Origin of the sequence: uncultured Mediterranea sp. (assembly GCF_902493215.1) — a bacterium.
GTDB lineage: Bacteria > Bacteroidota > Bacteroidia > Bacteroidales > Bacteroidaceae > Bacteroides.
The window spans coordinates 13,421-39,884 of the sequence record NZ_CABUOL010000005.1 but is presented as its reverse complement, the minus strand read 5'-3'; the positions used below and the strand labels follow the sequence as shown (position 1 = coordinate 39,884).

At 52.9% G+C, this 26,464-nt stretch carries 27 protein-coding genes; 20 read left to right on the top strand and 7 right to left on the bottom strand.

Annotation, left to right across the window (positions count from 1 at the left end; all coding sequences use genetic code 11):
* Positions 1 to 17 precede the first annotated feature (17 nt).
* The 7 genes from atpF to RDO88_RS04450 all read right to left on the bottom strand — a co-directional run bounded on the left by atpF (position 18) and on the right by RDO88_RS04450 (position 5,234).
* Positions 18 to 524: a F0F1 ATP synthase subunit B gene (gene atpF / locus RDO88_RS04480; protein WP_307758238.1), complete on the bottom strand. Its 507-nt coding sequence runs from the start codon at positions 522 to 524 to the stop codon at positions 18 to 20.
* Positions 525 to 609: 85 nt separating this feature from the next.
* Positions 610 to 867, bottom strand: coding sequence for an ATP synthase F0 subunit C (gene atpE / locus RDO88_RS04475; protein WP_307758237.1), 258 nt, complete (start codon positions 865 to 867; stop codon positions 610 to 612).
* A gap of 21 nt (positions 868 to 888) precedes the next feature.
* Positions 889 to 2,019 carry a F0F1 ATP synthase subunit A gene (gene atpB, locus RDO88_RS04470; RefSeq protein WP_307758236.1) on the bottom strand — a complete coding sequence of 377 codons (1,131 nt, stop codon included), beginning with the start codon at positions 2,017 to 2,019 and terminating at the stop codon, positions 889 to 891.
* Positions 2,016 to 2,423 carry a hypothetical protein gene (locus RDO88_RS04465; RefSeq protein ID WP_307758235.1) on the bottom strand — a complete coding sequence of 136 codons (408 nt, stop codon included), beginning with the start codon at positions 2,421 to 2,423 and terminating at the stop codon, positions 2,016 to 2,018. Before RDO88_RS04465 ends, atpB begins: the two co-directional genes overlap by 4 nt.
* Positions 2,424 to 2,459: 36 nt before the next feature.
* A complete protein-coding gene (atpC, locus tag RDO88_RS04460) occupies positions 2,460 to 2,705 on the bottom strand; it encodes an ATP synthase F1 subunit epsilon (protein WP_307758234.1) in 246 nt (81 codons plus the stop codon).
* 63 nt (positions 2,706 to 2,768) lie between these two features.
* Complete coding sequence (gene atpD, locus RDO88_RS04455; RefSeq protein WP_307758233.1) at positions 2,769 to 4,289, bottom strand: F0F1 ATP synthase subunit beta; 1,521 nt, start codon at positions 4,287 to 4,289, stop codon at positions 2,769 to 2,771.
* Between the two features lie 237 nt (positions 4,290 to 4,526).
* Positions 4,527 to 5,234, bottom strand: a complete 708-nt coding sequence (locus RDO88_RS04450; protein WP_307758232.1) for an SAM-dependent methyltransferase — start codon at positions 5,232 to 5,234, stop codon at positions 4,527 to 4,529.
* A 346-nt stretch (positions 5,235 to 5,580) separates the two neighbouring features.
* Here RDO88_RS04450 and RDO88_RS04445 point away from each other — a divergent pair, with 346 nt between their 5' ends.
* The 20 genes from RDO88_RS04445 (at position 5,581) to RDO88_RS04350 (ending at position 26,427) form a co-directional block, all read left to right on the top strand.
* The gene (locus RDO88_RS04445; RefSeq protein WP_307758231.1) at positions 5,581 to 5,838 is read left to right on the top strand and encodes a hypothetical protein; all 258 of its coding nucleotides are present in this window, start codon (positions 5,581 to 5,583) and stop codon (positions 5,836 to 5,838) included.
* A 612-nt stretch (positions 5,839 to 6,450) separates the two neighbouring features.
* Positions 6,451 to 7,623: an ABC transporter substrate-binding protein gene (locus RDO88_RS04440; RefSeq protein ID WP_307758230.1), complete on the top strand. Its 1,173-nt coding sequence runs from the start codon at positions 6,451 to 6,453 to the stop codon at positions 7,621 to 7,623.
* A gap of 5 nt (positions 7,624 to 7,628) precedes the next feature.
* On the top strand, positions 7,629 to 8,669 hold the full coding sequence (locus RDO88_RS04435) for an iron chelate uptake ABC transporter family permease subunit (protein ID WP_307758229.1): 1,041 nt from the start codon (positions 7,629 to 7,631) through the stop codon (positions 8,667 to 8,669).
* A 32-nt stretch (positions 8,670 to 8,701) separates the two neighbouring features.
* Complete coding sequence (locus RDO88_RS04430) at positions 8,702 to 9,730, top strand: ATP-binding cassette domain-containing protein (RefSeq protein WP_307758228.1); 1,029 nt, start codon at positions 8,702 to 8,704, stop codon at positions 9,728 to 9,730.
* 15 nt (positions 9,731 to 9,745) lie between these two features.
* Positions 9,746 to 11,122 (top strand): MATE family efflux transporter, encoded by a 1,377-nt coding sequence (locus RDO88_RS04425; protein ID WP_307758227.1) that lies wholly within the window; start codon positions 9,746 to 9,748, stop codon positions 11,120 to 11,122.
* Positions 11,123 to 11,288: 166 nt separating this feature from the next.
* Complete coding sequence (locus tag RDO88_RS04420; RefSeq protein ID WP_307758226.1) at positions 11,289 to 12,473, top strand: BF3164 family lipoprotein; 1,185 nt, start codon at positions 11,289 to 11,291, stop codon at positions 12,471 to 12,473.
* Between the two features lie 59 nt (positions 12,474 to 12,532).
* Positions 12,533 to 13,561, top strand: coding sequence for a BF3164 family lipoprotein (locus RDO88_RS04415; protein WP_307758225.1), 1,029 nt, complete (start codon positions 12,533 to 12,535; stop codon positions 13,559 to 13,561).
* The gene (locus RDO88_RS04410) at positions 13,533 to 13,937 is read left to right on the top strand and encodes a winged helix-turn-helix transcriptional regulator (protein ID WP_307758224.1); all 405 of its coding nucleotides are present in this window, start codon (positions 13,533 to 13,535) and stop codon (positions 13,935 to 13,937) included. Before RDO88_RS04415 ends, RDO88_RS04410 begins: the two co-directional genes overlap by 29 nt.
* Positions 13,938 to 14,099: 162 nt before the next feature.
* On the top strand, positions 14,100 to 15,155 hold the full coding sequence (locus RDO88_RS04405; protein WP_307758223.1) for a winged helix-turn-helix domain-containing protein: 1,056 nt from the start codon (positions 14,100 to 14,102) through the stop codon (positions 15,153 to 15,155).
* Positions 15,156 to 15,437: 282 nt separating this feature from the next.
* Positions 15,438 to 15,665, top strand: a complete 228-nt coding sequence (locus RDO88_RS04400; RefSeq protein WP_307758222.1) for an NVEALA domain-containing protein — start codon at positions 15,438 to 15,440, stop codon at positions 15,663 to 15,665.
* A gap of 241 nt (positions 15,666 to 15,906) precedes the next feature.
* Positions 15,907 to 16,146 carry an NVEALA domain-containing protein gene (locus RDO88_RS04395; RefSeq protein ID WP_307758221.1) on the top strand — a complete coding sequence of 80 codons (240 nt, stop codon included), beginning with the start codon at positions 15,907 to 15,909 and terminating at the stop codon, positions 16,144 to 16,146.
* 286 nt (positions 16,147 to 16,432) lie between these two features.
* Positions 16,433 to 17,434, top strand: a complete 1,002-nt coding sequence (locus tag RDO88_RS04390) for a 6-bladed beta-propeller (protein WP_307758220.1) — start codon at positions 16,433 to 16,435, stop codon at positions 17,432 to 17,434.
* A gap of 88 nt (positions 17,435 to 17,522) precedes the next feature.
* Positions 17,523 to 18,314, top strand: coding sequence for a DUF1573 domain-containing protein (locus RDO88_RS04385; protein WP_307758219.1), 792 nt, complete (start codon positions 17,523 to 17,525; stop codon positions 18,312 to 18,314).
* Between the two features lie 232 nt (positions 18,315 to 18,546).
* A complete protein-coding gene (locus RDO88_RS04380) occupies positions 18,547 to 19,692 on the top strand; it encodes a 6-bladed beta-propeller (RefSeq protein ID WP_307758218.1) in 1,146 nt (381 codons plus the stop codon).
* 59 nt (positions 19,693 to 19,751) lie between these two features.
* Positions 19,752 to 21,149, top strand: a complete 1,398-nt coding sequence (locus RDO88_RS04375) for a transglutaminase domain-containing protein (protein WP_307758217.1) — start codon at positions 19,752 to 19,754, stop codon at positions 21,147 to 21,149.
* Positions 21,146 to 22,027, top strand: coding sequence for a signal peptidase I (lepB, locus tag RDO88_RS04370; protein WP_374043898.1), 882 nt, complete (start codon positions 21,146 to 21,148; stop codon positions 22,025 to 22,027). The genes RDO88_RS04375 and lepB overlap by 4 nt, the downstream gene beginning before the upstream one ends.
* 178 nt (positions 22,028 to 22,205) lie before the next feature.
* Positions 22,206 to 22,454, top strand: a complete 249-nt coding sequence (locus RDO88_RS04365; protein ID WP_307758215.1) for an NVEALA domain-containing protein — start codon at positions 22,206 to 22,208, stop codon at positions 22,452 to 22,454.
* A gap of 1 nt (position 22,455) precedes the next feature.
* The gene (locus tag RDO88_RS04360; RefSeq protein ID WP_307758214.1) at positions 22,456 to 23,604 is read left to right on the top strand and encodes a DUF4221 family protein; all 1,149 of its coding nucleotides are present in this window, start codon (positions 22,456 to 22,458) and stop codon (positions 23,602 to 23,604) included.
* 32 nt (positions 23,605 to 23,636) lie between these two features.
* Positions 23,637 to 25,241, top strand: a complete 1,605-nt coding sequence (locus tag RDO88_RS04355; RefSeq protein ID WP_307758213.1) for an O-antigen ligase family protein — start codon at positions 23,637 to 23,639, stop codon at positions 25,239 to 25,241.
* A 91-nt stretch (positions 25,242 to 25,332) separates the two neighbouring features.
* Positions 25,333 to 26,427: an efflux RND transporter periplasmic adaptor subunit gene (locus RDO88_RS04350; RefSeq protein WP_374043897.1), complete on the top strand. Its 1,095-nt coding sequence runs from the start codon at positions 25,333 to 25,335 to the stop codon at positions 26,425 to 26,427.
* Positions 26,428 to 26,464 lie beyond the last annotated feature (37 nt).

Here is a 26,464-nt window from a genome sequence, read left to right as displayed (position 1 = left end):
ATTTTTGATTTATCTTCTTAGTTCTTTTTGGGTGCGGACAGCATCTCGTCAAGCATGCGCTCTATCATGTCCATCTGTTCGTGCTTCTCGTCCAGATTCTTCCGAAGCACCTTTTCGGCAATGTCTACAGATAGAACAGCCACTTGCCGGCGGATGTCACGGATAGCCTCTTCCTTTTCCTGTTGGATCTGCATCCGTACTTCGTCCAGCTCCTTTTGCGCTGCCATTTCGGCCTGCTTGCGCGCGTCGGCGATTATCTTGTCACGTTCCTGCATCGCCTCCCGCAAGATGCGTCCCTGTTCTTTGCTGGCCGAAGCTACCAAGGCGTCGCTTTCCTCTTTCAGGCGGGCAAGTTGGGCGTTGGCTTCCCGGGCAACCTTCATCGACTGGTCGATGTAGGCTTTCCGCTCTTCCACCATCCGGGTGATGATGGGAAAACCATACTTGGCCAGAATGGCAAAGACGATGCCGAAGGAAAGGACCATCCAGAACAGCAGACCACTGTCGGGTAATAACAATGACATAATTCTTTCGTTATTTGACAATCTGTACGGGCATCCTGTCACGCAGGGCGGTGATGCCCGATGCAGATTGATAGGTTTTACAAAATCAGATGAGGAATACCAACAGACATACGACTACAGCCAGCAGGGCCACACCTTCGATCAGGGCTGCAGCGATAATCATACTCATACGGATATCGCCTGCGGCTTCCGGCTGGCGGGCGATGGCTTCCATAGCCGAACCACCGATTCTACCGATACCTACACCGGCACCAATCACAGCGAGGCCGGCACCCAGGGCGGCTCCCAATTTTGTAACTCCAATACCTGCCGCAGCAGCTTGCAATAATACAGATAGTAACATAACTTTCTAAATTTTAAAGGGTTATTTTATCAATTGTTTTTCTTCCAATTTGTTTTCTTCTTTATGGGAATGGTCTTCCTGGGCCAAACCGATGAATACAGCCGAAAGCATGGTGAATACATAGGCCTGTATAAAGGCCACCAGCAGTTCGAGCGCATTCATGAACAGGTTGAACAGGACAGAGGTTACCGTCAGTGTGCCGTTCAGTGCAGGACCCATGCTGGCCGAGATGAAAATCAGTCCGGTCAGTACCAGCATTGCCACATGGCCAGCCAGCATATTGGCAAACAGACGGATCATCAGGGCGAAAGGCTTGGTCAGGATTCCGAAGAATTCGATGAAAGGCATCATGGGGACAGGCACCTTCAGCCACCAGGGCACATCGGGCCAGAAAATGTCTTTCCAATATGTTTTGGTGCCGAACAGGTTGACGGCCAGGAAAGTGCAGAATGCCAATACCATCGTCACAGCAATGTTTCCTGTTACATTGGCACCTCCGGGAAAGAAAGGCACCAGTCCCATCAGGTTGTTGATGAAGATGAAGAAGAAGGCCGTCAGCAGGTAGGGGGCAAATTTCTTGTAATTGGGACCTACACAGCTTTTGATGATATCATCATGGACCATCATGATGAGCATCTCCATCAGGCCGACAAAGCCGCCGGGGGCAGCACCTTCTTTGGGGTGTCTCTTGTACCACCGGGCCACTCCGAGAATGATGGCTACCAGCAACAGGCTGTTGATCAGCAGGGCAAGTACCACTTTCGTGATCGAAAGGTCAAAAGGCCGGATTTCGTTGCCGGCGCTGTCATGCTCAACCAGCTTGCCTTCGTAGGGGCTGCCTGCCGGAGCGATGGACAGTCCTTCGTAACTTCCTCCGTTCTCTTCCAGGCGGGCCGACGAAAAGACGTGCCATCCGCTTGTCCGGCTGTAGACGATGACCGGCAGGGGAATGGTGAGGTGAGTGTCTCCCCATGAGGTGATGTGCCATTCGTATGCATCTCCGATATGTCCGAATACAATCTCCTTGATGTCCACTTTTTCTTCTTCCGCTTGTCCCGTAGAAGAATCGGCGGCCGATGCGGGGACAGAACATACCGTCAGGAGTACTGCCATGACGCATAATCCAGTCCATATTTTACACAATCGTTTCATTTTCTGTGTTCTTTTTGCGACTTCTTGTTTACTTCGAATGTAAAGAAGAACCAGGAGTCATACGTTAAATATATCAGATAGTTGGCAATGAATGTCAGCAGGAAGGATTGCGCTTCCTCACGGACTATCACGCAATAAAGTACCATCAGGATGAACGAAGCGAGCATCCGCATTACGCGGAGCAACATATAAATCTGCAGCAATTTGCCGGGCATTTTTTTCCGGCTCCACTCCACTATGTTGATCATCAGCCACCCGAACAGGAAGAAGTAGCATGGTATCAGCGGATATCCGTCAAAATAGTGATGCGGATTTATTTTGAAGTAAATCCATCCTCCTGCCACTCCCAACAGCAAGGTCAGCATAGCTGTTTGTATCAGATAATTGCGTTTTGTCTTGCTCACGTCGTCATTCGTTTTTTCAATGTAACCGTTACTTTATCAGTTGATGCAGACAGATACGTTGTTGTCATTCATTTCCATAAATCCTCCCATTATATCCAGATTCTGTACCGTTCCGTCTGCCGGCACATACGAAAGTTTCCCGCGTGTCAGCGAGGACACGATGGGCGCATGTTGCGGCAGGATTGTAAAGGAACCCAATATACCCGGTAAGGTGACTTGCTTCACCTCACCCTCGAAGAGTTTCTTTTCCGGTGATACGATAGTCAACTGTAAATTCTTCATTGCACTCATTTGATTGTTGGTTTACTGCGGCCTTGCAGGTTGTTCTCCTTTTGCCGCAATACATTATTGTTTGGCCTGTTCCAGCAGCTTCTTGCCTTTTTCGATGGCTTCCTCGATTGTACCCACGTTCAGGAAAGCCGGTTCGGGCAGATAGTCTACCTCGCCGTCCAGAATCATGCGGAATCCCTTGATGGTATCTTCGATGCTGACCATCGTACCTGGAACTCCGGTAAATTGTTCGGCTACGGCAAACGGCTGTGACAGGAAACGCTGGACGCGTCGTGCGCGGTTGACCAATGTACGGTCTTCGTCCGACAGCTCTTCCATTCCCAATATGGAGATGATATCCTGCAGTTCCTTGTTGCGTTGCAAAATCTGTTTGACCCGTTGGGCTACCTGGTAATGCTCTTCACCCACGATGTGCGGGTCGAGGATACGCGAAGTGGATTCCAGCGGATCTACGGCCGGATAGATGCCCAATTCCGTAATCTTACGGCTGAGTACTGTCGTGGCATCCAGGTGGGTGAAGGTAGTGGCCGGAGCCGGGTCGGTCAGGTCATCGGCCGGTACGTATACGGCCTGGACGGAAGTGATGGAGCCGTTACGGGTCGATGTGATTCGTTCCTGCATGGCACCCATTTCTGTAGCCAGCGTCGGTTGGTAACCTACAGCCGACGGCATACGTCCCAACAAAGCTGAAACTTCGGAGCCGGCCTGCGTAAAGCGGAATATGTTGTCGATAAAGAACAATATGTCGCGCGGACCGTCTGTCTCGGAACCCATGTCGCGGAAAGATTCCGCTACCGTCAATCCGGAAAGGGCTACAGACTGACGTGCTCCGGGGGGCTCGTTCATCTGTCCGAATATCAGGGAAACCTGCGATTTGGCCACTTCGTCATAATCTACTTTCGACAGATCCCAATTGCCTTCCTCCATACTTTTCTTGAATTCGTCGCCATAGCGGATAACACCCGATTCAATCATTTCACGCAGCAGGTCGTTTCCTTCGCGTGTACGTTCGCCTACACCGGCGAATACGGAAAAACCGTGTTGTTTTTTGGCAATGTTGTTGATCAGTTCCTGGATAAGTACCGTTTTGCCTACGCCGGCGCCACCAAACAGACCGATTTTTCCACCTTTGCTATATGGCTCCAGCAAATCGATTACCTTGATGCCGGTATAAAGCACCTCCTGGGTGGTGGTCAGGTCTTCGAATTTGGGTGGTTCGCGGTGGATGGGATAAGCACCTGTACGGTCCAGTTCGCGCATGCCGTCAATCGATTCACCTACAACGTTCAGCAGACGGCCCTTGATCTGGTCGCCTACCGGCATGGTGATGGGGCCGCCCAAGGGACGTACCTTCATGCCTCGTTGCAGGCCGTCTGTACTGTCCATGGCTACCGTACGTACGGTATTTTCACCAATGTGCTGTTGCACTTCCACAATCAGGCTTTTGCCATTGTTCCTTTTTATTTCGAGGGCGTCGTGGATGGCAGGCAGAACGGTCTCAACATCCGAACCCTCAAAATAAACGTCAACTACAGGTCCGATGACCTGTGAAATATGTCCGACAATTTGTGACATAAGCTAATTATTTATCTATATTCTATTAGTAAACTCCTTTTTTCTATGCAAGGATGGGTAGGGCATATCTTCTATCCACTTGCCATGCAAAATTAAAAACAATTCGGCAGAAATGTGCTTTTCAACAGATTTTTTTGATTGATTATACTGTTTTGGATGCTAAAACGTACTTTTGGAACAATCTGTTTTAACTCCGGCAAGATACGTTAACACTTGTTGAAAGCATCCTTGCCGGTTTCACTGTCGCTGCACAATCATCAGTGAGAAGTAGGGGAAATGGCGCGATACCACCGTCGCCGCGTCGCACGTGTAGAACTCTGCTGGCGTACCCACGTTCTCGAAGTAGTGGTACGTGTATTCAGGATGCAGTCTGATGCAGCGTTGTACCTCGTCGGCACACTGCGACAGCTTCATCACCACCACCGTGCCGCCGTCGCCCACCAGCCGCTCCAGCTCCTGTGCAGTCGCCGTGCCGGGCAGCACCGTGAGCCGCTGCTCCTGGCTGGCCGTGTGCAGCCCCGCCAGGGCGCCTGCGGCGATAAAGGCAGGGATACCCGCCACGTGTTCCACAGCCCGCCCGTCGGCCTGCAACCGCTCGAAGACGTAGTGCACGGACGAGTAGAAGCCCGCATCGCCTTCGGCCACGATGCACACGCGCATTCCCTCGTCCTGCAAGGCCCGAGCCTGGGCATAGACGCCGTCGTAGGCCTCGAGCGCCGCCTCGCGCCGTTTGCTCATGGGCAGCAGGAAGCGGCGGATATGGTTGTCGTCGACGTCGAGCTGGCGTACGATGTCGGCCGCGCGCGAAGTGCGTTGTCCGTCGCGTCCCGCCGTCTCGGGGCAGAACACGATGTCGGCCGCCTGCAGGGCCTTCCAGCCCTTCAGTGTGATGAGTTCCGGGTCGCCGGGGCCCAGGGAAATGAACAGAATGGGAGAGTGGTTCATAGGTTTTTCTTTCGTTTAGGGGTTTGCGGGGGCAAAAGTACAAAAAGAAATGCGGAACGGAGGCGCAGGAAACCTTTTTTTGGCGGCAGACAAAGCGGTTTCCTATCCGGATGAGTTTTCCTTCCCCGCCTTACACGGGACCTGTCTGCGGCTTTGTCAAAGGACACCGTTACGGGCGGCTTCTGGAGCAGGATGAATCTTCTGTAAAATAATTTCGTTGGACAAACTGGAAATTTGGGAAAAAACGCCGGTGGTAGGATTGGCAGACTCCATACCGGATGCGATGTGAATTCGGAAGGTGTTATTGGTTGAATATCAGTGAGTTGTACAAAATAAATCGTTGCTTTTGGCTGAGCCGAAAGCGCTCAACGCTCAACGCTCACCCTCGAGCGCCCCCTCGAGAGAGAACCGTTGTGGTAAGGAGCTGTATTTGTCCGAAAATAATGAAAAGATGAGAGTGGGACAATTTCAGTTTGACAATGTCGTCTTCGACATCCTGACGTGCCTGCTGCAGGAGAGGGGGATGGCCGGAAGGGTGTGGGACATTTATCCGCTCAGACGGGTGATGGAAAGTGGGCTGCCGGAGTACGATGGAAAGTTGTAAAAGTGGCTCTGAGACTGTTTTCGCTCGACAGGGAGCGCCGGGTGAGCGTTGAGCGTGAGCGTAATTGTGAGGGTGTGTTCTAATGAAGTGAGACTATTTTAACTCCTCTCCTTCTGGAAGGAGGGGTGCCCAAAGGGCGGGGTGGTAGGTTTTCGCGAAAAGTTATCATTCAACGCATTCTGTATTCACCTACCACCTCCCCCTATCGGGTACTCCTCCTTCCGGAAGGAGGAGAGTCTCAGATACCTCTATTTTGATATACCCTCTGCCCAAAGAAAAGGGTAAGGGCTGAACCTCCGGAGTTCTTTTTTGGGGTATCATTATATTTCGGGAAAGCGAAAGAAAAAGTACGTGTTTGCCCAGCTTGAACGGTCGGTTTGCCCAGCTTGAACGTGTGGTTTGCCCAGCCTAAACGGTCGGTTTGCCCAGCTTAAACGGCTGGTTTGTCCAGCTTAAACAGACGGTTTGCCCAGCTTAAATGAAAATCAAGGTCATCCCGCATTTGCTTCGGGATTCATGTTCCGCCGTACCGATAGGGAACTTTCACACACGCAAGTTGCGATATTCCGCCGTTTCGGTTAACTTTGCGCCTGATTTTAAAATGACTTACCGATGAACAGACTTTTCCTGGCCGGCCTGCTGCTGGCCGCCACCTGCTGTGCGGGCTCCTGTGGCTCCCGGTCGTCGAAGCCTTCGGCCGACGGCGGAACGCAGGCCGACAGCGCCGCCATTGCTCCGACCGACTCCTTGTCACGGGTGACTCCCACTTATGCCGAGGGCTACACCATAGACTATCGTGCCGACGGCGTGCGCCTGCTGGACGTGCGCGACCCGCAGAACCCCGAGGCGCCGGGCTATCACTTTGCCCTTGTGCCCCGAGGTACGCATCCGGCCGACCTCCCCCGCGACTATACTCCGATAGAGATACCCGTGCGCAGTGTCATCTGCATGACGTCGCTCCAGCTGTCCAATTTCATTGCTCTGGACGCCTGTCCGCTGGTGACGGGCATCACCAGCACACGCCACCTCTTCGACGCCACTATGAACCGCCAGCTGGCCGAGGGCCGCACGGTGAAGATAGGTATCGAAGGTAACTTCGACTCTGAGGTGGTGATGAGCGTGGAGCCCGATGTCATTTTCATCTCCCCCTTCAAGCGCGGCGGCTACGACGCCCTGCGCGACACGGACATTCCCCTGGTTCCCCATCTGGGCTACAAGGAGATGACGCCTCTGGGGCAGGCGGAGTGGGTGAAGCTGGTGGGCCTGTTCATCGGGCGCGAACGCGAAGCCAACGAACGCTTTGCCGCCATCGAGGCCCGCTACAAGGAGCTTTGCCGCCTGGTTGCGGGTGTGGAGAAGCGCCCCGTGGTGTTCAGCGGCGAACTGCGTGGAGGCAACTGGTATGCCGTAGGCGGCAGAAGTTTCCTGGCCCAGCTGTTTCGCGATGCCGGGGCCGATTATTTCCTGAAGGACGATCCCCGTTCGGGCGGTGTGACGCTGGACTTCGAGACCGTCTACAGCCGGGCCGACGAGGCCGACTTCTGGCGCATCGTCAACAGCTACGAAGGCACCTTCTCCTACGACGCCCTGAAGGCTACCGACGCGCGTTATGCCGACTTCCGCGCCTTCCGCGAGCGGGCGGTGGTCTATTGCAACATGCGCACCACGCCCTTCTACGAGAGCATGCCCATGCAGCCCGACGTGGTGCTGAAGGACCTGATACACGCCTTCCATCCCGACCTGCTGCCCCAATATGAACCTACGTATTACGAACGACTGAAATAAGTGCCATGAACCATCGCCCCATACTCCCCCTGATGCTGCTGATGACCGTGCTCATCGCCCTGTTCTTCCTGCTGAACCTGCTGCTGGGCTCGGTTGACATCCCCCTGCGCTCGGTGTGCCGCATCCTGGCGGGCGGGACGGACGAGCCGGTGGTGTGGCAGAACATCGTGTGGAAGTCGCGTGTGCCCCAAGCCCTGACGGCGCTGGTGGCGGGAGCGGGCCTGTCGGTCAGCGGCCTGCAGATGCAGACGGTGTTCCGCAATCCGCTGGCCGACCCTTCGGTGCTGGGCGTCAGCTCGGGTGCCAGCCTGGGCGTAGCGATGGTAGTGCTGCTGTCCGGTGCTGTCGGAGGTGTGGCCCTGAGCCGTCTGGGCTATCTGGGCGAAGTGGCATTGTCGCTGGCCGCCATTGTGGGCGCCATGTCGGTGATGGCGCTCATCGTCTACGTGTCGATGAAGGTGCGCGGCAACGTGACGTTGCTCATCATCGGCGTCATGATAGGCTACGTGGCCAACGCCGTCATCGGTGTGCTGAAGTTCTTCAGCGTCGAAGAGGATATCCGCGCCTACGTCATCTGGGGGCTGGGCAGCTTCGCCCGCGTATCGGGCGACCAGATGCTGCTGTTCGTGGGCATCATGGCCGTGCTGCTGCCGCTGTCGTTCCTGCTCATCAAGACCATGAACCTGCTGTTGCTGGGCAACGGCTATGCGCGCAACCTGGGACTGAACATCCGGCGGGCCCGCCTGCTGGTCATTCTCTGCTCGGGCGTGCTGGTGGCCATTGTGACGGCCTACTGCGGCCCCATCATGTTCCTGGGTCTGGCCGTGCCCCATCTGTGCCGCGCCATCTTCCGTTCGTCGGACCACCGTGTGCTGATGCCTGCCACGCTGCTGACGGGTGCCGCCCTGGCTCTGGTATGCAACCTCATCGCCCGCATGCCGGGCTTCGAAGGTGCCCTGCCGGTGAACTCGGTGACGGCGCTCATCGGTGCGCCGGTCGTGGCCTCGGTGCTGTTCAGACGCAGGAAGAGTGAGATAGACGAATAACCGAATATGAACCCTATAAAACAAAAGACCGCTTGAACCAACCAACCATCCATATCGAAAACCTCTCCATCGGCTATGCCTCGAAGCACAGCGTGAAGACGGTGGCGGCAGGCATCTCGGCCGACATCTGCGGCGGTGAGCTGACCTGCCTTTTGGGAGCCAACGGAGTGGGGAAGTCCACCCTGCTGCGCACGCTCTCGGCCTTCCAGCCCAAGCTGGACGGAAACATCTACGTGCAGGGCAAGGAGATTGACGCCTACACGGACAAGCAGCTGTCGCGCGTGCTGAGCGTGGTGCTGACGGAGAAATGCGACATCCGCAACATGACCGCCACGGAGCTGGTGGGTCTGGGACGCAGCCCCTACACCGGCTTCTGGGGAACCCTGTCGAAGGCAGACAAGGAGGTGGTGGCCCGTTCCATCGCCCTGGTGGGCATCGCACACCTGGCCGACCGCATGGTGGACACCCTGAGCGACGGCGAGCGCCAGAAGGTGATGATAGCCAAGGCCCTGGCGCAGGAGACGCCCGTCATCTACCTGGACGAGCCGACGGCCTTTCTCGACTTTCCCAGCAAGGTGGAGATGATGCAGCTGCTCCACCGCCTGAGCCGGCGCACGGGCAAGACTATCTTCCTCTCTACCCACGACCTGGAGCTGGCCCTCCAGATAGCCGACAAGATCTGGCTGATGGACAAGGCGAGCGGGGTGACCATCGGCACGCCCGAAGACCTGTCGCTGGACGGCAGCCTGAGCCGTTTCTTCGCCCGCAAGGGCATTGTGTTCGACCTGGAGACGGGCCTCTTCCGCGTGGACAACGAATACACTTCGCAAATCCGCTTGGCCGGACACGGACAGCGCTATGCCATGGTGCGCAAGGCCCTGCAGCGCAACGGCATCCTGGCCGGGCGCAATGTGGAGTCTGCCGTCTGTATCGAGACAGGCGACCTGCGGGGCGACGGCACTTTCGTGCTCCACCGTGCGGACGGTACCACGGCTGCCGTCCGCAGCATCGGCGAGCTGCTGGACGTCATTCGGGACACGGACTTGCTTCCCAACGGATAAAACAATATTGATGCCATGCTGATACACCATCACACAGCCAAAGAAAACTACGAGCAGCTGACTACTGCCCCCATCGCGGGCGTCATTACCCGCCTGGCCGTCCCTACCATCATCAGTATGCTGGTGACGGCCTTCTACAACATGGCCGACACGTATTTTGTCGGCAAAATCGATACGCAGTCCACGGCGGCGGTGGGCATCGTGTTCTCGCTGATGTCCATCATCCAGGCAGTCGGTTTCTTCTTCGGTCACGGGTCGGGCAACTACATTTCGCGCCGTCTGGGTGCCCGTGACGCGGCCAATGCGGAGAAGATGGCGGCCACGGGCTTCTTCATGGCTTTCTTTACGGGCTGCGTGCTGGCGGTGCTGGGGCTGGTGTTCCTCACGCCGTTGTCGCTGGCATTGGGCTCCACGCCCACCATCCTGCCTTACACGGAACGCTACCTGGGCATCATCCTCACAGGTACGCCCTTCATGGCTTCGTCGCTGGTGCTGAACAATCAGATGCGTTTCCAGGGGAACGCCGCCTATGCCATGGTGGGCATTGTGAGCGGAGCCGTCCTCAACGTAGCCCTCGACCCGCTGTTCATCTTCGTCTGCGATATGGGCGTGGCAGGTGCCGCGCTGGCCACAGTTGTCAGCCAGGTGTGCAGCTTCACGCTGCTGCTCTACATGGCCACGAAGGGCGGCAACATTCCCATCCGCTACCGCAACTTCACGCCTTCGCGGGCCTTCATCAGGGAGATTGTCGGCGGCGGCACGCCCTCGCTTGCCCGTCAGGGACTGGCCAGCCTCTCCACCATCCTGCTCAATCTGGCTGCCGGAGCCTATGGCGACGCCGCCATTGCAGGCATGTCCATCGTGTCGCGCATCGGCATGTTCATCAACTCCTTCCTGATCGGTTTCGGGCAGGGCTTCCAGCCCCTTTGCGGTTTCTGTTACGGTGCAGGCCTCTACAGCCGTGTGCGTCGGGGCTTCTGGTTCTGCGTCCGCGTGGGCTTCGTCTTCCTTACCTGTTGTGCCGTTTTGGGTTTCGGCTTTGCCGAAGAGGTGGTGGAGCTGTTCCGTAAGGGCGACCCCGCTGTGGTGGCCACAGGTGCTTCGGCCCTGCGCTGGCAGCTTGTCACCTATCCGCTGGGCACGTTCGTCATCATCAGTAACATGATGTTGCAGACCATCCGCAAGCCCGTGCGTGCCACCATCCTCTCGTCTGCCCGTCAGGGCCTGTTCTTTGTACCGTTCATCTTCATCCTGCCCCGTTTCTTCGGGCTTCAGGGGGTGGAGATGTGTCAGGCCGTGTCAGACCTCTGCACCTTCCTGTTGGCCCTTCCGCTGACGTTCGGTGTGCTGCTGGAGATGAAGCGGCAGGAGGGCGGAAGCCCCGTTGCGTGACCATCTGTACGGATTGTAAAAAATGTCATGTCTTTTTATTGGTTTGTTTGTTTATTTTTTCGTATTTTTGCAGTAACCTTGCCGGTCGGCCCGGAAAGAGAGGCCGGCATCGGAAGTAAAGCAGGTATGAATTGAGAAACAATTACAGAGAAGAACAGACAAGACCATGAAAACAGAAAAGCAAGTTTCTTGCCGGCCGTTCCGTCCGTGGAACGCCGGCTATGCGGCCGCGGCTTCGGACAAGTCGCACAAAGGCCCGATGGGTGCCTTCCTGGCGAAGGCCGTGTGTTGGACGTGCGGTGTCGTCGCACTGGCGGCGGTTGCCTCTTGCGGTGTACCCGCTCCGAGTGAAACCCTTTCCTCTTACCAGGACTTCCCGCAGACGGTAGAGCTGAAAGGTACCCCGGTATCGGCCGACACGGCCCTCATCCGTTATCCCTTCCGCATCCGTGTGCACGCCGGGCGTGCCGTGGTGATGGATCTCCACGGCAGCGACAGTTTCCTCCATGCCTTCGGCCTTCCCGGTTTCCGCCATCAGGCCTCCTTCGGCAGACGCGGCGAGGGGCCCGAGGAACAGCTTTCTCTGGAAAACATCCGCTGGGTGGGCGACACGCTCTATGCCCTCGACTCCAACAAGTCCGAACTGGCCCGCTTTGCTTTCGGTCCGTCGGACGCTTCGCCTGTGCGTTGCAGTTCCGTCGGCCTGGACAAGGAACTGCTGCGTGCGCTCGACTTTGTGCCGGTGGGCACTTCCTCCTTCTTCATCCCCGACTATTCGGGCGACAGCCGCTTCTGCATTGTGGGGCGCGACGGCCGGCTGTTGCGCCGCTTCGGCTCCATCCCTACGGTTAACGAAGGAGCCTTGCGCGACGCCCGTCCCGCCCTGGCCCAGGCCTGGCGCAGCTTCATCGACTACAATCCCCGCAACGGCGTGCTGGCTGCCGTCACCCAGCTGGGCGAGGTGGTCGAGCTGTGGCATCTGAACGACAGCACGCATACGGTGCTCGTGGGTCCCGGTGGCGAGCCGCAGTTCCGCGTGCATCAGGGCTACGGCATTCCCACGGGCATCATGGGCTTCACCGACTTGCAGGTGACGGACAAGGCCGTCTATGCCGTGTTCCAGGGCACTTCGTTCAAGGAGATGGCCCTCAGCATGCAGCGGGGTGAGGAGCTGCCCGACGGCGGCCGCTACCTCTATGTGTTCAGTCTGAAGGGCGAACCCCTGTGCCGCTACGTGCTCGACCGTCCCGTTTCCGGCATCGCGGTTGACGAGGAGCGGGGTGTGCTGCTGGCTACGGACGCCAACAGCGACAACCCCGTGATGGAGTACCGGCTGGCCATTGACAGATGAATGTTGTAGTTACCACTCCTTTAACTCCTGATTCGCATGATTAATCAATATAACAATATATGAAAATAATACTTTCTTTCGTTCTATTTGCTTTTGTCGTTTCGTGTACATCTGTTGTTGATGACTTTGATTTAGTAGATTTGTCGGAATCGACCGTTTTACAATCTTCTGAAACTCTTTTAAAATTCGATGACAAATATCCGACAAGTGTAAGACTGGCTGATTCATTGCTTTTTGTAATCTACGTGAAGGCGGACACATGCATCGATGTTTATAATATTGAGACAAAGCAAAAAATTAAGTCTTTAGGACCGGTAGGGCATGGAGCTGATGATTTGATGAATCCTAATTTCATTTTATCAGCAGATAATGATAGAGTCCTGTTGGATGAAGGGAATCTGAAAAAAATAGTGGAGATAGAAAAAAATGCCGTTGACAGTATTGTCTTGAAAGAATATATTCCGTATCCGGATTCCATTTCTACGAGCAGTGAAACGAATCTGTCTGAAAATTATATTGCGGGCAGGAAGATTGATTCCATTGACGGAAAAATGTTCTTTGTCTACAATAGGCGCACAGGAAAAATATTGGAAGTGAAATGCCCCTTCACCTTGAATGAATCCGTATCCGACTATAACTATACTTTTGCACCAATAGTCGCTTTGAACGAGCAACAAAATCGTATTATAGTAGGGATGTATTTTTTTGATTTGATTCATGTCTATGATTTGGAAGGAAGACATATCAATACATTCAAATTCTCTGAAAAATGTATTCCTGATGTGAATAAAAATACTAGAATGTTGGCATTGGAGAATGGCTATTCAGGTTTTATCCGGTGTTTCCCTACTGAAAAGTATTGTTATTTGTTGCGTGTGGCTGTTAATCCGATGGCGGAAAAAACAGAAAAGATGTTGGTTCAAACGGATTGGAATGGTAATTTAATAAAGTCCTATCGCTTCGTTGATAATGTGTCGGGGCAATTCTATATAGATGAATGTGCACACAAAATATTTATCATACGAAACGGCTGGGATACAGATATAAACGAGGAAGTATTTGAGGTCGTATCATATAATCTGCAATAATTTATATTGTTCGCATTTTATTTTATACGCGAATCAGGAGTTAAAGGAGTTGCAACGGAACATACACAACAATTATTCAAAAGGAATATCCGCCACGACAGCATTCTTGGAACTGTTTTTCAGGAACTTGTTGTTTGGTGAGAAAAACGAGTTGCATAACCGGGCATTGCATGTCGCAGCACTCCAAAGTGCCTTACTGAAATTCCTTAAAGACCATCCCGAAGCCACTCAGAATGAAATAGCCATACATATCGGCAAATCACCCCGAACCGTCAAGCGGATGACTCCCTTTCTGATAGAGCGTGGCTTGTTGGAACGGGAAAACGGAAAAAGAAACGGGAAATGGGTTGTTAAAAATATAAATTTGAACGATTGAATTACATCTGGTGTGTATCGACAGGGATAACAGCCTGAACCGGTTGAACCATTTTCCTGCCGACCCCACTTTCCAAACGTTTCTGCTCGATTTTTACCGTTTTCCGCCGTGTTGTATGAAATGTTCTGATTATCTTTGCGACAATAAATGATTTTGGGGAATATGAAAAGGACGAAAACTGTTGAATTGATCAATGGAAGCATGGCCATTCTGTTTGGGATTGTTTCTGCCTTCTTGGCAGGCAAGTATTATTACGATGCCCATGTGTCTTCTTTTCAGAAGACAGCCCGGCAGGCGTGTACGGAGGTCTTGGAACAGGAACTCGTCAAGCGGGAGGACCTGAAACGGCCGATGTGGTCCAACCGGCCGCAGCGGGTGTTGTCCAGGGAGGAATCGGTGAAGGACACGGTGGTGCTCAGGTTTTCGGAGGTAGGGAAGCGGGCGTATGCGATACCGCCTCATCGCCGGTCGAACAACCTCGAAGCGTTGCCGGAATATCGGATTGCGCAGTCTTACATCCTGTTGCGTTCGCCTTTGAGCGCCGATACCTTGCTGCATGCATGGCAGAAGTCGGTGCCCGGTTCCGGCTTCCGCTTGTCGCTCCGTGTGGGTGTGACCGATTTTTCCGAAAAGGAGAAGTTTTCCTATGCCGGCGATACGGCGCATCTGGCGGATGCGGACAGCCTGTTTTCCTGCTACCTGGGGATGCGGAGCGAGGTGGAGGTCACGGGCTTTGCCCGTTATGTGTGGCACCGCATGCTCACCGCGGGCGAGTGGGGGCTGCTGTTTTTATGGTTTTCTGTTGCGGCAGGTCTTGTGATGGCTGTTATCCATTCCCGATGGGTTTCCCGTGTGCTCAGAATCTGCGGGCATAGACTGTTTCCTTCCTGGATATCCTTGCCGGGGGAAAAGTTGGTTGTGCTGGGCTTGACGTTTCGTCTGGACAATAATTGGGTGAAAGGAGAGAAGGGGAGCAGGAAACTGAATCCCCAGCTGGCCTGCTTGTTCCGTTTGTTTGCCCAAGCGGAGAAGAATCAGGTGCCCAAAACGGATATCATGGAACGGTTGTGGCCTGACGGCAATTGTACTGACCATTCCCTCCATTCTGTCATTTCCCGTTTGCGCAGGGAGCTACACGCGTGTAGCGAAGTGGATATTCAGGACATGAGTACTGCCTATAAGTTGTGCAGGCCCAAGAAAGACGGAACCCTGACGTGACGGTCAAAAAGCGTTGTTATGCTGTTTCCGGCTGTTTCCGGACGTTTCTTCGCCGTCGACCAGTCTTGGCGAAGTGATAAAATGGTACGGACAGGGGTACAAATTGTCCTTTCCTGATTCTTTGGAATAAGGCCCTGATTGTTATTTTCTTTTCTTCTATTACTCTGATAAATAGCGTTTTGAGATTTTTTGAGGTGTCCGTTGAGGAATTTTGAGTCATTTCTTCAGTTTATTATCTGCTGTTTGCCTACCTTCGTTCAGCTAATCAATAAAATTACAGAAATGAAAAGTAAAAAGACAAAATTTTTGTGGGCCGGATTGGCCCTTGCGGCAGTTGTTTATGGTTTTAGTGTGCAGTCTCAGGACAGCGGGACGGATCCCTTGCTTCTCGAAAATGTGGAAGCACTGGCCGATGGGGAATATGAGCAGGGAGTAATCTGTATAGGATATGGTTCGTTGGATTGCCCGAACGGCGAGAAGGTGGACTGGATTGTCGAACAGTGCCGATAAGATTTTCAAGTAAAAAAGGAATGAGGGGTAAATGCCGGATATTAGAGAGAGACATCCCCGCTCATTCCATAAACCAGCTTAAAAGAAGGAGTTTTTTGGCGAAGATACGAATTAATTTGTTTGCGGCAATACGTTTGTCGCTGTCTCGGAAAGATTTTCAGGAGATTTGTATCTTTCCGGCACCCGATAAGGTGCGTTTACAAACAAATCCCATTAATATAAATTATAAAAAATAATAAATATGTATAAGAATATTATGAAGGTTGCTCTTGTAGCAGCCGTTGCCGCAATGGCAGGTTATGGCGTTTATGCCAATCAATCAAAAGAAATGATGTCGGACGTGATGCTGGAGAATGTGGAGGCGTTGGCGACCGACGAATATGACCCCATGTGCCCTAATGGGTGTCTTTCTGACGGTGATGGTTGCCTCTGCCATTATTGGTTTCCAACTTACAAAGAAAAGGATTGGAATGATAAGTAATGTGGTAATGATAAGTAATGTGGTAAAAAACGAGTAAGGAAAATGAAATAGTAAACAAGGAAAATCAATTTTGCTGAGAATTTGATAATTACTTTTGCTACAAATCTTTTTCCGTGCTTGAGTCTGTTCAAATATCTTTCTTTATTTTTTTGTATATTTCCTATTGTGTTTTGTCTCTTTCTATTCTATGTACTTCGTTGCATTCCGATTGAAAGCAAAATCTTTTGGGAAATGATTTGAAAATGTAGAGATAGAATTTGGACAGACTTTCAAATTGCAATTTCTTATGAAACATGTATTAAGTGGTTTCTTGTTACTTATTCTGTGTATGTCATGTTCTACGGAAGCTATCACAGAAAAATATCAAGGAAAACGTAAGAACATAGTCGATGTGAATTCCAAAGTAAAAGAGATTCGGATGGATGACGTTCTGATAGGTTCGTATGCCCGTCTTTTTGTAATGGGCGACTATTTGATAATAGGGGATTATAAGTCGTCTGACCGTTTGGTACGTATTTTTGATAAAAACACCTTCCAGTATCTGACGAGTGTTGCAAATATAGGTCAAGGGCCGGGAGAAATTACGGTTATGGGGCATATTGGTATTGATGAAAAAAATAGGACTTTCTATGTTACGGACCATGGTAAGATGAAAATCTTTTCTTATGAACTCGACAGTGTGTTGTCCCGTTCCGATTATCAACCGAAGGTCAAGGCTGAAATTACGATGAAGCAGTTTCCCGACCGTTACTATTATATGAGTGATACCTTGTCATTGGCTTTGACTATCGTTCCGGGGCGTTCTTCTTTTGAACAATGTGTAGCCCGTTGGAATATGGCGGATGGCACATTTGAGCCGATGCCTTATGAGCATCCGGATATTGAGCGGAAACGCATCTGTATGGCTGTATCTCCAGATTTGAATGAATATGTGGAATGCTATCTGTATCATGATTTGATGACTGTTTGTGATATGGAAGGTAATTTGAAATGCAATGTCTATGGGCCGGCTTGGAACAGCAAGATGTCCAACAAAGTGCGTCATTATGGCAATGTCGTATTTTGTCGTGACAAAATAATCGCTTCCTATTCGGGAAACGATAATTTTTCAGAAGATGCGACTCCTACAGTCCTTTTGGCTTTCAGTAAGGACGGTGATTATTTGAAGACATTGGATGTGGGGCGTAAAATTATGGATTTGTGTTATGACAAAGATAACAACCGTCTGATAATGTGTTTGAATGATGAATATCAATTTGCTTATCTGGATTTGAATGAATTCTTCTGATTTTATGAAGTTTGCTTGTCCTATTTGGATACTTATGTTTTTAATCTTGTGTTCTTGTACAGAATCCCGGAAGAAACAATACACCGATTTGTTACAAGAATGGATGGATCGGGAAATACAAATTCCGGATAATCCGGTTTTCACGGTGCTGGCCCGTGATACGGTTGATTTTCCGATGCAAGAGGATTACAAGATATTGACTTACGTGGATTCCGTGGGTTGCCTCAGTTGTAAGTTGCAATTGGACCGCTGGAAGGAGCTGATGGAAGATGGCGGATTCTCCGGTGTGGATTTTCTGTTCTTCTTTTCTCCCGAAAAGATGCGAGACATTGTAGGCACGCTTCGGGCCGAGGGGTTTACGCATCCGGTGTGTATCGACAGGGATAACCGCTTGAACCGGTTGAATCATTTTCCTGCCGACCCCACTTTTCAAACGCTCCTGCTTGACAAAGACAACCGGGTGTTGGCTGTCGGTAACCCCGTCCACAACCCGAAGGTCAAGGAACTGTACCTGAAAATCATCCGGGGAGAGAACGTCAGTCAGGAGGAGGAAACGTCCCGTACGCAGACTACAATGGAGGTCGACCGGACGGAAGCGGACATGGGTCGCTTTGACTGGCGGGAGGAGCAGACGGCGGAGTTCGTCCTGAAGAACACGGGTGATAGTCCCCTGGTGATTCTCGACACCCACACCTCGTGCGGCTGCACGCAGGCGGAGTATGACGGGAAACCTGTCTTGCCGGGCGACAACTTAGTAGTGCGGGTGACCTACAAGGCGGACAATCCGGGATACTTCCGCAAGTCGGTGCTGGTACGCAGCAATGCGGAACAGGAATTGCTGAAGCTGATAGTGACGGGCGAGGCGGAAGAAAGGAAATGATAATAAGAAAGGAATGAGTGGGAACTGCCTGAGGTTAGGGGTATCGGCATTCCTGCTCATTCCTCATTATCATAAAAAACTGATATTGAAAAAAGATGTACAATGAAATGGATAAAACTAATTACGGCATTTCTTTATACTACGTTGACGGAATGTCATGGAATAGGAGCTGTTAAATGCAGTTCGGGATTAACCAGTAATATCGTATATCAATAATTAAATTCCAAGACCTATGAATATTATTACAAAATATCTGTTGGGCTCAGCTTTAGTCCTATCGTTGTATGCTTGTAAAAAGGATATTCAACAGATGCCAGCTGGAGAATGTATCTCGTATGTCGGACATGTAAAATCTGTAGCGGATACGGCATTGTTTGAAAAATTTTCGCTGTTTTCTTTTGAATCGACTTCAGAATTCTTGTTGGGCCGTATAGAAAAAATCGTAAAGTATAAAGGCAACTACTATGTGCTTGACAAACAGATCAACAGTATTCTGGCCTTTGACGGCGAGGGTAAATTCTTGCATACAATAGGACGAATCGGAAACGGCGCAGGCGAATATGTGGCATTGCGGGATGTGATAGTAGATGCGGATGCCAATCAGTTGCTGATGCTTGTGCAGCCTTCTGCTATACATTTTTATAATCTGGACGGTACCTTCGACAGAAGCATGCACCTGGATGCATATTACGATGGAATAGCGGTGGATGAAAAAAATATCTACATCAGCAACTCGCCTTACGTGAACAACCGGCAACAGGAATATTCACTGACTGTGATTGACAAGAAAACAGAGGATGTACGTACCCTATTGCCTGCGATGGATGAAATCGCCCCTTATTGCAATAACCGAGGTATGTCTTTGACAAAAACGGGAAATGCCATTTACTATACACGTCGTTTTGACAATCGTATTTATAGTCTTTCGGACAGTGGAGTGAAGACGGAATTTTCTGTAGATTGGGGTAAACTGGCCTTTCCCGAACAGCCCTCAGGCACTTTGCTGGACTGCAAGGAATTGAATAAGCTGTGCCGGGACCATGAATACGTATATACGGTAACGGACCTGAAGGAGGGCGAGAACAACATGCTTTTCAGAACAAATCTGTTCGGGGTATATGCCCTGGGCAAGCAAGAGAATAAAATTGTGTATTATGACATGATTATGAATTCGTCATTCAACATTCCTTTGCCCAATTATTTGCCGGTATATGGTGAAGACGATGAAGTGTTCTTCATATATCCCGTCCATATGCTCTCAGGTTTGCGGAAACTGATGGAAAAAAGTGAAAATGATGCTGCGGCTGCGTTGCGGAATGATTTATCCACCATCAAAGAGGATGACAATCCGTTAATCTTCCGATATTCGCTGAAATAACAGGTTGTCTCCTATATTTTCGGATTCTTTATTTATACAGTTTGTCTATGCTGAAACCGATGAAATACTTCTTTCTGCTGCTTTTGCTTTCTGCCTTCTCTGCCTGTTCGCCAAAGGACGACGGGAAGAGGCTTGCCTATGCCCTGGAACGTGCCGGGGAGAACCGTATGGAACTGGAGCGGGTGCTGGCCCACTATGAGGGCGACTCGCTGAAGCGGGAGGCGGCACGCTTCCTGATAGAGAACATGCCTTATAACTTTACGGACGGAGGGGGACGCGGCAGCCACGGACCGAAGTATGACGTGGAGCACGTGAAGGCCGACTACCTGATACGGAACATCGACCTGGCTTTCGAGGCCTGGCGGAAGCCGTGGGCGCGGGAGGTTTCCTTCGGAGACTTCTGCCGTTACATCTTGCCCTACCGGGCGGAGAACGAGGAACCTACCTCGCTCCGGGCGGAACTGATGGGGAGATACACGGCCCTGCTGGATTCGGCAGGGGTGGAGAACGCCTTCGAGGCGTGCATGGTCGTGAACGGACGGCTGAAAGGGGAGATAAAGTATGGCGAGACGGACAATCGGCTCCCGGCCACGGTGGAGGAGACGTTCCGGACAGGTCTCGGAACGTGCGAGGCGCTGGCCCATTGTGCCGTGGCCGCCATGCGTGCGGCGGGCATTCCGGTGGCCGTCCAGCAGACTACCTGGACGCGGATGGACCGGGGGCACGTGTGGTGCGCGGTGTTGTACGAAGGGCGTTTCCATGACTTCAGCCCCGGCGACATGCAGCCTGACAAGTATCCGCACCGGCTGGCTACCGGCTGGTACATGCAGCCCGCCAAGGTGTACAGGCGGCACTTCGAGCCGGACCCGGCCCGGCTGTCCGCTGAAGGCGACGACGGATACGTCACCTGGCTGAAGAATCCGCTGCTGGAGGACGTGACGCGGGAAGGGGAGAATCCGGTATACACGCTCCGTATTCCCGTGAAGGCGGGCGGGAAAACGGACGGACCGGTGTATCTGTGTACGTACAACTACTTCGACTGGGTGCCGGTGGCTCTGGGCCGCAGGGAGGGGGACAGCTGTTTCTTCGACAACGTGGCGGGCAGGAACTTCTTCATGGTGGCTGCGGCCGAAGGGCGTTCGTCGCTGCGTTTCATCTGCCCGCCCCTGCTGACGGAGCGGGACGGAGGCTTCCGTTTTCTGGTTCCCGAGAAGGGAAGGCAGGTGGAATGTACGGTGTGGAAGTCGGCCAAGGACGACCCGCGTCTGTTGCAATATTGGAATGTGGAGAAACAGCAGTTCGAAGTATTGCCGTGCACGGTGGAGACGGATACGACCAAGTATTACGACAACGTGCCCGATCCGGCACTGATCTGGTATGCACCTTTACGGCGGGCCATCGGGCATCGGGTGGGCATTGTCGCGGGAGGACGGTTCTTGTATAGCGGAAAGTTATGAGCGTGAAGAAGATAATAGGAAAAATAGTGGACCGGCTGCTGGATGTCTGCCTGGTGCTCATCCTGCTGGCTGTGCTGTATGTGCTGGCGCTGGTCTTCCTGTATGCCACGTTCCGCATCCCGAGCCGGTCGATGTATCCTACGCTGGAAGAAGGCGACCGGGTGCTGGTGTGGAAGCCGGTGTTGGGGGCTCGCCTGTTCGACGTGGGCAAGACGCTGGACGAGGAACAGACTGCGATTTATCGTCTGCCCGGCCTGCGGAAGGTGAAGCGCAACGACGTGCTGGTATTCAACTTCCCGCATCCCAACGACTGGAGCCGGATAGAGATGCACATCCTGAAGTATTACATAAAGAGATGTATCGGTCTGCCGGGCGACACGCTCTCCATCTGCGGCGGAATGTTCCGCGTGAGCGGGGTGGACGGGCCTCTGGGCAACGTGGAAAGCCAGCTCCGGATAGGCCGCACGGCTCCGGAGGATTTTCCGAAAGGCACCTATCGGGCCTTCCCGTTCGACTCGCTGACCGGCTGGAATATCCGGGACTTCGGTCCTCTTTACATTCCCCGCAAGGGTGGCGAAGTGGCACTGGACCGGATGAACGTGCTACTGTACAGGAAACCGATTGAGTGGGAACAGGGGGAGAAGCTGGTATACAGGAACGACAGTGTCCTGCTGGGCGACAGCCTGGTGCGTACCTACCGTTTCAGGAAGAACTACTACTTTGTGGCGGGCGACAACGGATGGAACTCGCAGGACTCCCGCTACTGGGGGCTGCTGCCCGAGGAGTACATTGTGGGACGGGCTGCCAGGATATGCAATTCGACGGACCCTCTGACAGGGAAAACGAGATGGGACAGGGTATGGAAAAAGATAGAATAAGGAAACGATAAAAAGGAGGTAAATGTAAAAATAGAAAAATATTTTTGGTACAATACGTTTGTAGCCATTTCGGAAGGATTTTTAATGTGATTTGTGTCTTTCTGACACATGAATAACATGTGCGCAAAACAAATCCTGCAATTTAAAAATTATATATAAGTATAAAAAAGTAATTAGTATGAATAAAGTAATTAAGAAGGTTGCTTTCTTTGCAACCATTGTAACTGTTGCTGGTTATGGAGTTTATGTAAACCAAACGAAAGGTAATGAAATGTCAGATGTAATGTTGGAAAATGTTGAGGCATTAGCATGGGAAGAATCAGATACTCCTTATCGAATAATTCCTTGTGCTCATGCCCCGTGGAATGAATGCCGAACATCATCGAACAATCAATACGAAAAATGTGGTTTTTTATCTTATTGCTGAAATGAAAAAAAAGATGTACATCGGCCTGTCCGCATGTTGTATTCTGCTTGCCTCCTGCCTTTCAGGAGGCAGGCAACAGGCGGAAAAAAGGCATGGAGAGATTGAAACGCTGAAAATAACCGGCATAAAAGTGCCGGAAACAGACGTGCTGAATTTACCGTCCTATTATCTGTCCGTCTGTTATCGTGACACGACCGACTGGCTGTATGCCTATAATTACAGGGCGCACGCATTGGACCTCTATGACTTGCGTAACGGTACGCTCAGGCAGTTGCCTTTCAAAAAGGAGGGACCCTCTGCCGTGTTGCGTCTCCAAGCTCTGCATGTATGTTCGCCCGACTCCATCTGGATATGTGATGAATCACAAAGGGCCTTGCTACTCGATGGTGATAGAAATATACGGCGAAGTGTCTCGCTGACGGAAGGACTGGCTGACGGACAAATGATTGTCATGGGACACAACTATGCCATGTCGTCAGCCGACCTGTACTATGACGGAAGCAGGCGCTCATTGCTTTTCTGTGTAAAGGACCAGTCCGCTTCGCCCGAATCTTTCTGCATACGCGAAGTGTTTTTGGACACCCTTCCTGCCATAAACCATCCGTTGGAACTGCCTGCGGAGATACCCAACGTGGGCAGCCGGGAATATCCATATATGGGGCAGCCCAATGTGGTCTTTATGCCGGATAAAGTGCTTTACAACTATCCGGTGGAGTCTCATGTGTATGTGATGGACCGGGCAAGCGGAAAGACACGAGTGTTCGGGGCAAACAGCAATTTCACCCAAAACCGGGTGAAGGCATGCAACTGGCAGACGTATGCGGACTGCGAGAAACATCGGGTTGAAAATCCGCATTTCTATGAAGTGAGGTACCTGCCCGGGCGGGACATGTACATCCGCCTTCATGTGGACGGACAGGAATTCGACCCGAACAAGAACCTGGGAGAGATGCTGGCCAGGAAGAAACTTTACCTGACCGTGTTTGACAACCGTTTCTCTGTGGTGGGCGAAAGCGAACTGCCTTCCGGGCGATATGACCTCTTCACCGGATGGAGCACTACTTCCGATGCGCTTCTGTTGTTCGTGAACAATCCCCTGTTGAATGAAGAGAAAGGGGAATATCTGGAATATGACCGGATTGAGTGGTAGGTCCGGAGCGATGGACGAAAAGCGAGTGTATAATGAAACACATCAGTATATGGATACTGTTATGCGCCATGACACTGCCGTTGGGCATGGTATGTGTCACTTCGGCCGACTTGCCTTCGGGAGAGACGGTCAGCCAGTGGGTGTGGTTCGACCGGGCGGCATTGGCGGCTTCCGCCCTCATCCTGTCGGCGGTGGCATGGGGATGGAAAGACCGTCTGCCTGTACCGGCGGAGGTGGTGAGGGACGGACTGCTGATATTGGGCGGAGTGGAAGCGGTGTGGGGTTTGAGGCAGGTGTTCGGATTTACGATGTCGGGTCATTCGCTGTATGCGTTGACCGGATCTTTCTTCAATCCGGGACCCTATTCAGGTTATCTGGCGATGGTGTTGCCGTTGTGTCTGCACGGGTATTTCACGGCAGACGCGCGCTGGAAACGCCGGATAAGCGGAGGGGTGGGGCTGCTGGTGCTCTGTGTGCTGCCTGCGGGCATGAGCCGTTCGGCCTGGGTGGCGGGAACGGCGGGTTGCCTGTGGGTATGGGCGGCTGGCGGAAGGGCTTCCGGGCTGTGGCACGCGGTGTATGGCCGGTTGTGGAAAGGCGGCTGTTGGAAGAAGCTGGTTGTGACAGGCACGGTGCTCTGTGTATTGGCACTGGCGGCGGGACTGCTGTTCGCCCTGAAACCGGACTCGGCACGTGGACGGCTGTTCTTGTGGCGGATGAGCGCACGTGCGGCTATGGAACGCCCTTGGACGGGACACGGCATTGGTAACTTTGCCGCCGCTTACGGCGAGGCGCAGGAGGCTTACTTTGCCACAGAAGATTACGAACCGTGGGAGGAACGGGTGGCGGGCAGTCCGGAATATGCCTTCAATGAATATCTGCAGGTGGCGGTGGAACACGGGTGGCCGGCGCTGGCACTGCTGCTGGCAGTGGCAGGCTTCTGCCTGTACCGGGGGACACGGTTGGGGCGTCACGGCATTTGTGGCGGCATTGTGGCACTGATGGTGTTTGCCTTCTCGTCTTATCCGATGCGGATACCGGCCTTGGCGGTGACGGGAGTCGTTTTGCTGGGGGCATCGTTCTTGCGGGGGAATAGGTGGGAATGGATTGCTGTGGCCCTGGCGGTGGGATTATACGGAAGCATGAGGCTGGAGCGCGACCTGCGGATGGAGCAGGCTTGTCGGAAGTGGGTGCATGCACGGATGCTGTATCAGACGGGGGCTTATGCCGTGGCCGGGAAAGCCTACCGCCCCCTGCTCCCCCTACTGAAGGAACGGGGCAGCTTTCTCTTTGAGTATGGCCACGGTCTGCACAGGCAGGGGAAGTATGCGGAGGCCGACAAACTGTTGCGGCAGGCGGCCCTGCGGAGCAACGACCCCATGATACTGAACATACTCGGCAAGAATGCATGCTTGCAAGGCGACTATGCACGGGCGGAACAGTGGCTGCGGAGGTCAGTACACCGGCTGCCGAACCGCATCTATCCCTACTACCTGCTGGCCAAGCTATACGCCCTGCCCGAATACCGGCATCCCGACAAGCTGGAGGAGATGAAGCGTGTGGTGCTGACGAAGGAGCCGAAGGTGATGTCTACGGCCATCCGGCAGATGAGGGAAGAGGTGAAACAACTGAAGTGATGCTACGAAAATTAAATAATAAAATGTTTGGCAGTGTGGGATGGAATGCATACTTTTACGAACTATTGAGAATAACAGCATATTGAGAATCATGAAAAACAGAAAACGGAAACCGGAATATACCCGGTGGTGCATGGGGCTGGCCCTGCTGCTGGCAGCATGCTCGGGGGGCAGCGGCGAACAGGCTGCCGACAAGGAAGAAGGGGTGGCCACAGTGCTGCCTCAGGAAAACAACACAGTGACGGTGATGACGCTGGAGCGGAAGAGCTTCGACCACGAGCTGGTGAGCAACGGGAAAGTGGAGGCACGGCAACAGGCTGACCTGAGTTTCCGGGTGACATCGGAGCCGGTGGCACACGTCTACGTAAAGAACGGCGACTGCGTCAGGCGCGGACAGAAGCTGGCAGAATTGGACCTCTTCACGCTGAAGAACAAGCTGGAGCAGGCCGAGAACAGCCTCCGGCAGGCCGAACTCGAGATGCAGGACGTGTTGATAGGTCAGGGGTACTCCATCGAACGCATGGCGGACATCCCGGAGGAGGTGAAGAAGCTGGCCGAGGTGAAGAGCGGCTACGGACAGAGCAGAAGCAACTACGAACTGGCCCGCTACGAGCTGGAACAGGCGGTGCTCACGGCACCCTTCAACGGCGTAGTGGCCAACCTGACGGGCAAGGCCTTCAACCGCCCCGACGCGTCGGGAGCTTTCTGCCGGGTCATCGGCACGGAAGGCATGGAGGTGTCGTTCACGGTGCTGGAAAGCGAACTGCCGCTGATAGGGCGGGGCGACCGGGTGGACATCACGCCCTACGCTTCGGGGATGGCGGCCGTGACGGGCAGTGTGTCCGAAATCAACCCGCTGGTCGACGAGAACGGTATGGTGAAGGTGAAGGCCGTCTGCCGTGACGGAAGCCGGCTGTACGACGGCATGAACGTGCGCGTCAGCGTGAAGCGTTCGGTGCAGGGGCAGCTGGTGATACCCAAGACGGCGGTGGTGATGCGCTCGGGCAAGCAGGTGGTATTCACGCTGAAGAACGGAAAGGCGATGTGGAACTACGTGCAGACCGGACTGGAAAACCTGACGGAATACACCGTGACGGGCGACGGCATGGAAGAAGGGGCGCAGGTGATTGTAACCGGAAACGTGAATCTGGCGCACGAGGCACCGGTGAAGGTTGAGAATAATTAATAATTGAGAATTGATAATTGAAAATTAATTTTTCATT